Origin of the sequence: Bacteroides cellulosilyticus DSM 14838, assembly GCF_000158035.1 — a bacterium.
Taxonomy (GTDB): Bacteria; Bacteroidota; Bacteroidia; order Bacteroidales; family Bacteroidaceae; genus Bacteroides; species Bacteroides cellulosilyticus.
In genome coordinates this window covers 909,140-919,503 of sequence record NZ_EQ973492.1, presented here as the reverse complement: position 1 = coordinate 919,503, position 10,364 = coordinate 909,140, and the positions used below count along the sequence as shown (strand labels likewise).

8 protein-coding genes are annotated in these 10,364 nt (G+C 44.5%); 3 read left to right on the top strand and 5 right to left on the bottom strand.

Features of this window, described 5'->3' with window-relative positions; genetic code table 11:
- Positions 1-95: 95 nt before the first annotated feature.
- Positions 96-806: a DUF169 domain-containing protein gene (locus BACCELL_RS21880; protein ID WP_007214270.1), complete on the bottom strand. Its 711-nt coding sequence runs from the start codon at positions 804-806 to the stop codon at positions 96-98.
- A gap of 101 nt (positions 807-907) precedes the next feature.
- Between BACCELL_RS21880 and BACCELL_RS21875 the strand changes: the two genes are divergently transcribed.
- Positions 908-2,932 (top strand): kojibiose hydrolase, encoded by a 2,025-nt coding sequence (locus BACCELL_RS21875; RefSeq protein ID WP_007214269.1) that lies wholly within the window; start codon positions 908-910, stop codon positions 2,930-2,932.
- A gap of 180 nt (positions 2,933-3,112) precedes the next feature.
- Here BACCELL_RS21875 and BACCELL_RS21870 read toward each other — a convergent pair whose 3' ends face one another.
- Complete coding sequence (locus tag BACCELL_RS21870; protein ID WP_007214268.1) at positions 3,113-4,777, bottom strand: long-chain fatty acid--CoA ligase; 1,665 nt, start codon at positions 4,775-4,777, stop codon at positions 3,113-3,115.
- A 58-nt stretch (positions 4,778-4,835) separates the two neighbouring features.
- Between BACCELL_RS21870 and BACCELL_RS21865 the strand changes: the two genes are divergently transcribed.
- Entirely contained in the window at positions 4,836-5,054 is a 219-nt protein-coding gene (locus BACCELL_RS21865) for a hypothetical protein (protein WP_007214267.1), read from the top strand.
- 264 nt (positions 5,055-5,318) lie between these two features.
- Here BACCELL_RS21865 and BACCELL_RS21860 read toward each other — a convergent pair whose 3' ends face one another.
- The 3 genes from BACCELL_RS21860 to BACCELL_RS21850 form a co-directional block, all read right to left on the bottom strand.
- The gene (locus BACCELL_RS21860; RefSeq protein WP_007214266.1) at positions 5,319-6,773 is read right to left on the bottom strand and encodes a potassium/proton antiporter; all 1,455 of its coding nucleotides are present in this window, start codon (positions 6,771-6,773) and stop codon (positions 5,319-5,321) included.
- Between the two features lie 144 nt (positions 6,774-6,917).
- Positions 6,918-8,285, bottom strand: coding sequence for a sensor histidine kinase (locus tag BACCELL_RS21855; protein WP_007214265.1), 1,368 nt, complete (start codon positions 8,283-8,285; stop codon positions 6,918-6,920).
- On the bottom strand, positions 8,282-9,634 hold the full coding sequence (locus BACCELL_RS21850; RefSeq protein ID WP_007214264.1) for a sigma-54-dependent transcriptional regulator: 1,353 nt from the start codon (positions 9,632-9,634) through the stop codon (positions 8,282-8,284). Before BACCELL_RS21850 ends, BACCELL_RS21855 begins: the two co-directional genes overlap by 4 nt.
- Before the next feature lie 207 nt (positions 9,635-9,841).
- Between BACCELL_RS21850 and BACCELL_RS21845 the strand changes: the two genes are divergently transcribed.
- Positions 9,842-10,364 (top strand): UDP-2,3-diacylglucosamine diphosphatase (locus BACCELL_RS21845; RefSeq protein WP_081450842.1); only part of this gene is annotated, 523 nt, incomplete at its 3' end.

The window sequence follows — 10,364 nt, the reverse complement described above, 5'->3', positions numbered from 1 at the left end:
ATATTCTGCGTATTTCCAAATGATTAGACCAATATAAGTGTTTTTATAACACTAATTAAAAGTTAGGCATTGTTTCTTTACTTTTTTTCAATGTTTTATTCATTGATACGCTCTTTTATCTTTCCCCAGGCATGTGTATCGAACAGGCAACTTTCGCGCATGGTGTGATACATCTCTTTGAAACGGGACATGGGAATAGTGAAGCTCAACAGATTGGCTTCAAAGTGGGGACGCACGGACGGATCGAAGAAGCCGAGGAAACAGCGCTTACCATCTTTTTGATTTTCGAGAACAGTAAGGGTTACAACGGAACTGCAACCGGAACCGAAAGGAGTAGCTACGGTATCGAATGCATTCGTATCATAAAAAGCCCATGTAGTAAGTCCTGACAGGATATCAGGTGTAGCAAGGAATAGCAAACCCTCTACATGATCGAAAGAAGCAAGTTTATCTATTCGGGCAAAATGCAGATAGGCCTTTTCTGTACGCGGTACCTGGATTTGCTTTATGAAATCTGTTACCATTTCAGGAGTCTTTTTGTACTTCTCTTTCAGAGATACGAAGTTAGGTACGTGTATCGGCATTTCCGTGAAGCCGGTGTAGAATTTTCCGCCGCCACATCCTATGACGTCGCTGTTCAGGCTGATGGTTTTACCTTCTCTTACCTGTTGGAGGCCCTTGAAGAAGCAACCGCCAATTTTTTCTGTTTCGCTTTCCTGTTTGTCAGAGTACCAGAAGGCAATGGGAAGTTCGGCACGTTCACCAAATGCTTCCCGATAATTAGTCATAAAAGTATGTATATCCATGATAACAGAGTTTTGGTTTGGAAGTAAAGATAACAATTGATTGCCGGATTATTGAGGATTTTACTTATTTTTGCATAGAAAACTATAATTCCATATTGATTATGAAAGCACGCATTTCCTGTTTCTTTCTACTTGTTTTTTTCTTTGTGCAGATGGTGAAAGGAGAAGATGACACTTTGTGGCAACTTCATGCTTCTGATATAAATGCTCCTTATGTAGGCGCCCCTATGGCGAATGGCGGAATCGGCATTCTTCCCTGGAAAGAACCTTTCTCAGTGCGGCAGGTGATACTGAATCATGTGTTCGATACGGATGGCCCTCAGGGGGTAAGCCGCGTGTTGAAAGGAATCAATCCTTTCCTGATGTCGATGGATGTAGATGGAAAAGAGGTGAATACGGAATGTATCACAAACTGGAAGCAGTGTGTTGATATGAAAGAAGCAACTCATAACAGTAGTTTTCGGGCAGCCGGGAGAGTGGATGTGGGTTATAGCATTTGCGCTTTAAGAAATATGCCTTATGCAGGGCTTATCCGTGTGGAGGTGAAAGCTCTGTCCGATGTATCCCTGAAAGTTGCTACCCGGATGGATATTCCCCAAGAATACAGTCAGCCGACACAGCGCTTCCGGAAAATGAGGGCGGATGATACACAAATGTATATGCTGCAATCTTATGCTGTATCTGCTCATCGGCAACAAAAAGTTTCCGCTTCTTCCGCTTTTATTTTTAATAAGGGAGCAGCACAGGAGCCTCTTTATGATGAAGTGACTAAAGAGATGTCTTTCGTACTGAATCTGAAGAAAGGAGAGCAAATCTCTTTTGCTTTGGTGGGTTCTGTGTGCTCCGCCCGTGACTTTAGCGATCCGTATAATGAGGCTGAACGGCAGGTGATTTATGCTATTCATGAAGGTACAACTTCGCTGATGGCTGCACATCGTAGTCTTTGGAATGAATTGTGGGAAAGCGATATCCTGATAGAAGGGGATGACGAAGCACAACGGGCGGTTCGGTTTGCACTTTTCAACCTTTATTCTTCTTGCAGGGAAGGAAGCGGATTGAGCATCTCGCCCATGGGACTTTCTTCGCAAGGTTACAATGGACATATATTCTGGGATTCGGAACTTTGGATGTTTCCCCCGATGCTGTTGCTGAATAAGGGAATTGCCGAATCTATGATCGATTATCGTATTGACCGTTTGATGGCTGCCCGCAAGAAAGCAATGGCATACGGTTTCAAGGGAGCTATGTTTCCCTGGGAGAGTGATGATTACGGGGAAGAATCGACTCCTACTTTTGCTTTGACAGGTCCTCTGGAACATCATATCACTGCGGACATCAGTATTGCCTGCTGGAATTATTATTGCCTTACCCGTGATGGACAGTGGCTGCGGACGAAAGCATTTCCGCTGATGAAAGCGGTTGCTGACTTTTGGGTAAGCCGTGTGACGCGTAATGATGACGGTTCTTACTCCATTTGCAATGTAGTGGGAGCCGATGAATATGCAAATGGGGTGGATGATAATGCTTTCACAAATGGTGCGGCTATCCGGGCTTTGGAATATGCTTGTGAGGCGGCAAGGATATGTAATGAGCCTGTTCCGGAAATATGGGAAGAAGTGGGCAAGGGCATCCGTATTCTTCGTTTTAAAGATGGAGTCACTCGTGAGCATGCCACATACAACGGTGAGATGATAAAGCAGGCGGATGTGAATTTATTGGGATATCCATTGTATTTTGTCGGGGATGCTGAATCGCAAAAGAAGGATATGGAATATTATGTCGATAAGATTGATCCACAGAATGGTCCGGCCATGTCTTATTCCGTATTCTGTGTGCAGTATGCCCGGATGGGGGATGCGAAGCGTGCCTATGAGATGTTCTGTCGTTGCTACCAGCCGAACTTGCGTACTCCTTTCGGTGTATTGGCGGAAACGCCCACCAGTGATAATCCTTACTTTATGACGGGAGCAGGCGGATTGCTGCAAGCTGTTATAAACGGTTTCTGTGGATTGCAGATAACGGATGGCGGTGTGGAGCAATTATCTTCCGTACTTCCTGCACATTGGAAAAAGGTTACGGTGAAGGGAGTAGGACCGGAGAAAAAGATGTATACACGTGAGAGATAGGAAACGTACGGACATAAAAAAAGGAGTACCGCTGTACTCCAACCTTTGTTAACCTTAAATCTAATACTATGAAAAACACAATGCAAAGATACGGACTTTTGGGATAACTGCAAATTATCCAAATAAAAAAGTATGTTCTATAACATTAATTAAAAATATAGACTTAATCTTATATCTTTGTTAACCTTTAGCCTCCTGATACATAAACCGTTTAATAGATTTTTTGGCTGTCTTTTCAAACTCCTCAAAATGTATCTTCACCTTTGAGATCTGGCAATAAGCCGGTAATTGCTGGTTAAGTTCGTTACGGTTAGCTTCCATCATACGCTCTACATCCGTTTGTTGCAGTCCATTGGCAAATGCATCGTCAAAGTCTGGATAAATCAGTGCTACCAGTTTTTCTTTTTGCAACACAATGAGCGACTCGGAAACGTAAGGCATATTATTCAGTTTGCTTTCAATCTCTTCCGGATAGATGTTTTGTCCGCTGGAAGTGAGCAACATATTCTTACTGCGCCCGCGCACGGTTACATAACCTTCCGCATCCATTGTGCCTAAATCGCCTGTATGCAGCCAGCCATTTACGTCAATGATTTGTGAGGTTGCTTCCTGGTTCTTATAATATCCCAGCATCAGGTTGGTACCCCGACAAATGATTTCCCCCGCCACCTTTTCCGGATCAGACGAATCGATCTTCACTTCCATGCGTGTGGTTACCTTACCGCATGATGCCAACTTCAGGGTTTCCCATCGGCTGGAACAGATGATAGGACCACATTCCGTCATACCATAAGCGATGGTGTAGGGGAAGCCTATCTGTTTGAGAAAGCGCTCGACTTCTGCATTGAACGGGGCTCCACCAACGATAATTTCATCGAAGTTACCGCCGAATATTTCCATTGCTTCTTTGCGTGCAAGGGCTCTGATCTTGTCATTGATGATAGGAAGACGAAGCAGCAACTTACCTATTTTATTATCTACACGGGGCAGAATATTCTTCTTGATAATCTTTTCTACAATCAGAGGCACGCATGAGATGACGCGTGGTTTGATTTCAGCGAAAGATTGTGCGATGATTTTAGGAGTCGGCATGCGAGTGAGGAAGTAGAGGTGTGCCCCGGCTGAAAAACCGTAAAGGAAATCATAAGTCATTCCAAACACATGTCCCATAGGAAGCATGGCAACCATATTATCGCCCGGTTTTACCGGAAGCATCTCATGGCAGTAATTCACGTTGGACCAAAGGCTGCGATAGGGAAGCATAACACCTTTGGAATATCCGGTAGTACCGGAAGTATAGTTAATGATGGCAAGTTCTTCCGGTTCATCCTTCCGATAGCAGATGTGTTCGGGACGGAAGTTTTTAGGATAGCGTTGTCCGTAGAGGGTATTGCGGTGCTCGAAAGCTTCCATCAATCGTTTGTCTCGACAGACTACAGGGGTGAATTCAGTCATCAGAATAACGCCCAGCAATTGCGGCATGGCGTCCTCATTCAGATTTTCCCACACTTGGTCTCCCACAAAAAGCAGTCTGGCTTCTGAGTGATTGACGATATTATGTATATTATCTGCTTTAAATTCGTGAAGAATAGGCACAATAACAGCTCCATAAGTGATGGTTGCCAGGAAAGTAACTGCCCAGTGTGCACTGTTACGACCGCAGACGGCAATTTTATCACCCGGCTGGATACCGGAACTTTCCAGTACAATATGGAATTTTGCAATCTTGCGAGCCACGTCTTTATATTGGAGAGTAGCACCTTTATAGTCAGTCAAGGCGTTTAAGTTCCAGTTCCGAATGATGCTTTGTTCAATGTAATCAATGAAGTGTTGTTCCTGTTCCATCTGTTAAATTTGCACACTTTAGTTAAAACTGCGCAAATATAGAGCTAAATGTGATGTCGTGCAAGTTTATATATTTATTCTTTGGTGGGAGGCGAAAGAAAAAGAAAAAATAACCAATTGTACTTTCTTTTGCCTTGATGCAAAAGAAAGATACCAAAGAAAAAATCAAGGCTGCACTTCCGGGGCTACTCCGAAAGTATTTTCAGCTAAAGGGCAGGAACTCGCTTCGCTCAAACAGCCTGCCCTTCTTAACGCCGAAAACACTTTCTACGCTTAACGCCCCTACAGTGAGGCCGGGAGACCATTCGGTGTAAATGGGGGAATATCGCGCAGCACTCTACCGCGCAGCCTTCGGGCATAGGCGTAGGTGCGTTAGGCGGAGATATTGTCAGGCGCAGGTAAGGGGCGATCTGTTTGAGCGTAGCGAGTTCGAGCCCCGTCTGCGCATGGCAGTATCGGAGTAGCACCGTAGACGTAGCCCGTGCCCTTTCTTTTGGGTATCTTTTTCTTTCGGGCAAACGAAAGAAAAAGTACACACATATTAATCACTACTCTTCTTATCCGAAATCAGCAACAACTTATCTCCCAAATGTAATTTCAGCGATCCGTTCGGTATCAGGAATTCCGTGCCTCGTTTCACAATCATTACAAGTGCTCCATTAGGCAGAGTGATATCCTTCAGGGTATCGCCTTCTTCCAGCATCTCCGTGGTAACGGTCATATCGCTGAGATCACTATCTATTTCTTCGGGCAATTCCACACCGAATTCATTACCGGTCTTCTCCAGTGGAGTAGAAAGTTTCAGTAAGCGGGCAGCTAAGGAAACGGTAGTACCTTGGATAACGAGAGAAACAATCGTGATAAAGAATACGATATTGAAGATCACGTCGGCACCCGGTACTTGCGCTACTACCGGATAAGTGGCGAAGATGATAGGCACTGCTCCGCGCAAACCTACCCAGGAAACGAAAAGTCGCGAACGGTTTGTAATCTTCTTACCGAAAGGCAGCAAGCAGAGGAAGACACTGAGCGGACGACCAATAACAATCATAAATACACCGATAAGCGTTGCTACCAAAGCGATATCGAGTAATTCGTGAGGATTTACCAACAAACCGAGGCAAAGGAACATGATGATTTGGAACAGCCAAGTCAATCCATCCATGAAGGTATAAATCTCTTTGCGATGCATTATCTTGTTGTTACCTACCATAATACCGGCAATGTAAACGGCGAGGTAACCATTTCCTTTCAGAAGATCGGTAATGGCGAAAGTGAAAAATACAAATGCAAGCAGAAGGATGGGATAAAGGGCCTGATTATCAATGTTGAGTTTATTCAGCATGAGGATGGCAAGTTTGCCGAGAAGGTATCCGGCAGCCGCACCTACTATAAATTGGATAACGAATGAACCGAAGATACCTGCAATACCCATTCCACCGGATTGTATGAACTGTATCAGTACGATGGTAAGCATGTAAGCCATGGGGTCATTACTACCACTTTCGAGCTCCAGCATGGGACGAAGGTTATGTTTCAGATTCATTTTCTGCGAACGCAAGATGGCAAATACAGAAGCGGAATCAGTAGATGACATGGTGGAGGCAAGTAGTAGGGATGTAGTGATAGGAAGATAAATATTTGACCAACTCATGCCGGAGATCCACCAGATGAAGAATCCTGTAAAGACGGCGGTAAGCAGTACGCCGAATGTGGAGAGGACAATGCCCGGAACAAGAATCGGTTTAATTTCGCTGAATTTAGTATCCATACCGCCGGAAAACAAAATAACGCTAAGAGCAACCATACCAATAAATTGTGCTTCTTTAGCGTTATGAAACTGTAGTCCGAAACCATCGCTACCGAAAATCATGCCGACGACAAGGAACAGTAACAGGGCAGGGACTCCGAATCGATAGCCGGTCTTGCCGACAATAATACTAATGAAAAGTAAGATAGAACCAATTAAAAGAATGTTTTCTGCTGTAAAAATCATAAATTAGGTATTATTTAAGTTGTTTATTCAAGGATTTAGTTATCGCAAAGCGAAGTTACGTCTATTTTTAAACAATTGCAAGGTGTAAAATGTTCAGATTGAATTTTACTTTCTTTTCTATATAATCCTTCATTACAAATTTTCTTAATTGAATTTTAGTACAAACATGGTTTCCTTTCCGGGATGTAGGGAAAGGCTGCCACCTGACAGGCGCATTATTTGACGGGAAATGCTCAATCCGATGCCGCTGCCACCTTCTTTTGTGGTGAAGAAAGGTATGAAAATGTGTTCTGCTACTTCAGGAGGAATGGCAGGACCGTTATTGGATACTTCGATGAGTACGGCTTCATTTTCATTGCAATAAGCGTGTAAGGTGATGATGCCTTCCGGAATTTCTGCTGCTTCGATGGCCTGAATGGCATTTTTCAATAAGTTGATGAGTACCTGTGAGATAAGGTTCTCATCTGCATAAAGAATTAGATCATCTGGAGTGATGTGGGAGTGGAAAGTGATATGGGAATCAGGATATTGATGCCGTGCCAGTTCCACCATACGGTTGATAAAACCTTTGACGTAGAACAAGGAAGGTTCCGGTTTGGGGATACGGGTGAAACGGCGGTAATTTTCTACAAAAGAGAGAAGTCCTTTGCCCGTGGTGCTGATGGTGTGCAGGCCATTGCGGATTTCGTCAGCAGTTTCTTTGTCGGAAGAGATGGATTCACTTTTCGCTTTTAATTCTTCGCTTCCTTGTATCAGTGTCAGCAATGTATCGCTCAGTGAAGTGATGGGAGTGACGGAATTCATAATTTCATGTGTCAGTACACGGGTCAGGCGTATCCAGGAGTCGATTTCCTTTTCATCCAGTTCGTTATTGATATCATTCAGGGCAAGGATACGGAAATGCTCCTGACGGATGGTTATGTCGGAGACACGGATGGAGAGATTGACTGTGCCGCGTTCGTTGGACAGGCGGGTTTGCAACTTATCTCCGGGGCGGCAATGGGCGAAAAGTCCCATAAGGTTTGCATCAATACGGTTAAGTTGGCTGACATGGGTGAAGACTTCCAGGCCTAACAGGCGGAGGGCTTCGTTATTTTTCTGGTAAACGGCACCTGCATCGTTCAGTACCAGGATACCGGTATTGATGCAGTCGAGAATGAGTTCGTAATACTTTTCCTGTTGTGCCGTTTCGCTCTTTACATTATATAATATAGAAGCAACACGGTTCAGGGCTTGGTTTACAATATGGTTGTCCGGAATATCTTCGTGTTCGGAGAAATGGATGGATGCATCGTTGTTTTCAATGGCATCGAGCAGAAACAGAACCTTCTGTGTATGCCGGCGATACAGTTTCCATTGCCAGCGCAGACTCGTTAACAGCAGCAAGGAAGAGATGACGATCCATAGAAGGTCTTTATAAATAATGGATACCGTGACAGCTCCCGCCAACAGGAGAGAGGTGACGATACGGAAAAGGTAGCGGTCGGTGATGTATCGGTAATAATGTTTCATAATCCGAACTTTTTCATTTTGTTATAGAGAGTCTGCCGGGTGATGCCGAGTTGTGCGGCAACAGCGGATAGATTGCCGTTACAGGTATCCAGAGCTTTCTGTATCATTTTCCGTTCCATTTCTTCAAGGGTGGCTGCTTCTGTACTGGCATCGCTTCCGGTGCGTGAGGTTTCGGGACGCTTAGGCAACTGGAACAGTTCCGCCGGCAGTTCGTTGCCGTCGCAGATAATGACTGCTTTCTCTATGGCATGCTCCAGTTCGCGGATATTTCCGTACCAAGGATGTGTTTTCAATTTGGTACAGGCAGCATCGGAAAGCCGTAATAATGCTTTGTCATATTGCTTGCAGAAGCGTGTTATAAAGCGTTCGGCAAGAGGAAGAATGTCTTCCGGCCGTTCGCGCAAAGGCGGAATTTCAAGATGGATAGTATTGATGCGGTAAAGCAAGTCTTCACGGAATTCATTGCGTTGTACCATCTCGTTCAGGTTGCGGTTGGTGGCACAAATCAGACGGATGTCAACAGCGATAGGCTGGTTGCTGCCTACACGGACAATACTGCGGCGTTGCAATACGGTCAGTAGTTTGGCTTGCAGGTGATAGGGTAAATTGCCGATTTCATCGAGAAACAGTGTGCTATGGTCTGCTGTTTCGAACTTACCGGGACGGTCAGCGTATGCATCTGTAAAAGAGCCTTTTGTATGCCCGAAAAGCTCGCTCTCAAAAAGGCTTTCGGTGATGGCTCCCATGTCTACGGCAATCATTTCTTTCGTACGGCGGGAAGAAAGTGCATGAATTTCACGTGCCAGCATCTCTTTTCCCGTACCGTTTTCTCCGGTGATAAGGATATTTGCATCGGTTATGGCGACTTTCTCCACCAGCGAGCGCAGTTGCTGCATGATGGGACTTTCTCCCCAATACATGGCAGGGGTTACGGGCGAGGCACTTTTACCGTTATTCTTATTATGAATGGCTTGGGCTGCATTCAGTAAGGTTTCCACCAGCTTTTGATTATCCCATGGCTTGACAATAAAGTCTGTAGCCCCTTCTTTAATGCCACGCACGGCAAGATCGATATCTCCATAAGCAGTGAAAAGAACCACAGGCAAGGAGGGACGCAGGCGTTTGATCTCCTGCAACCAGAATAATCCTTCGTTTCCGGTATTGATGCCTGATGTAAAGTTCATGTCAAGTAACACCACCGATGGAGTTTCTTCACGCAACACAGAGGTAAGTGTGACAGGTGAAGTGAGCGTGATGATCTTTTCGAAATGGGGTTTCAACAGCAGTTGCACAGCGGTGAGCACACCGCGGTTATCATCGACAATGAGGATATTTCCGGGCTTTTTCATACGAGAGTTTCTTTTGAGGGAGTAAAGATAATGCAAATCGAAGGTATAACTTTCATGCTGGCATGAAAAAGTTATGCTGAGTTGCAGCTTATCTTCTGTAAAGATAAGGAAGTTCAGCGAAAAAAATGAAAGATACTTGTCATATTTTCTACATACCGGCGTAATACGAATAACTGACCTTTGCCTGCAACTAAGAATACAGACACTATGAGATTACGTACTTTTTATTCTACCATTGTGTTGTCTGATATCCATTTGGGTACCTCTCACTCAAAAACTGTTGAAGTAAGCAACTTCCTGAAATCCGTCAACTGCCGGCGATTGATCCTGAATGGTGACATTATCGACGGCTGGGCCTTGAGCAAAGGCGGCACCCGGAAGTGGCAGGCAAAGCATACGGATTTCTTCAAAGTTATCATGAAGATGATGGAAAAGCAGGGAACAGAAGTGATCTATGTTCGTGGCAACCACGATGATTTCCTGGATGGGTTGGCACCGATGACATTCTATAATATAAAGATTGTAAGGGATTTCATTCACGAGAGTCACGGCCGGCGTTATTTTGTGACGCACGGAGATATTTTTGATACTGTCACTACACGGATGAAGTGGCTGGCACAGTTGGGAGATGTGGGATATACATTTCTATTATGGCTGAACCGTATTTATAATGTGTATCGTGCCCGGCATGGACAACCTTATTATTCTTTGTCACAAGCGATTAAACAAA

Excerpts from the sequence above, each read along its gene's own strand:
- BACCELL_RS21880 (WP_007214270.1), bottom strand. The coding sequence starts at position 806 with ATGGATATACATACTTTTATGACTAATTATCGGGAAGCATTTGGTGAA.
- BACCELL_RS21875 (WP_007214269.1), top strand. The coding sequence starts at position 908 with ATGAAAGCACGCATTTCCTGTTTCTTTCTACTTGTTTTTTTCTTTGTG.
- BACCELL_RS21870 (WP_007214268.1), bottom strand. The coding sequence starts at position 4,777 with ATGGAACAGGAACAACACTTCATTGATTACATTGAACAAAGCATCATT.
- BACCELL_RS21860 (WP_007214266.1), bottom strand. The coding sequence starts at position 6,773 with ATGATTTTTACAGCAGAAAACATTCTTTTAATTGGTTCTATCTTACTT.
- BACCELL_RS21855 (WP_007214265.1), bottom strand. The coding sequence starts at position 8,285 with ATGAAACATTATTACCGATACATCACCGACCGCTACCTTTTCCGTATC.
- BACCELL_RS21850 (WP_007214264.1), bottom strand. The coding sequence starts at position 9,634 with ATGAAAAAGCCCGGAAATATCCTCATTGTCGATGATAACCGCGGTGTG.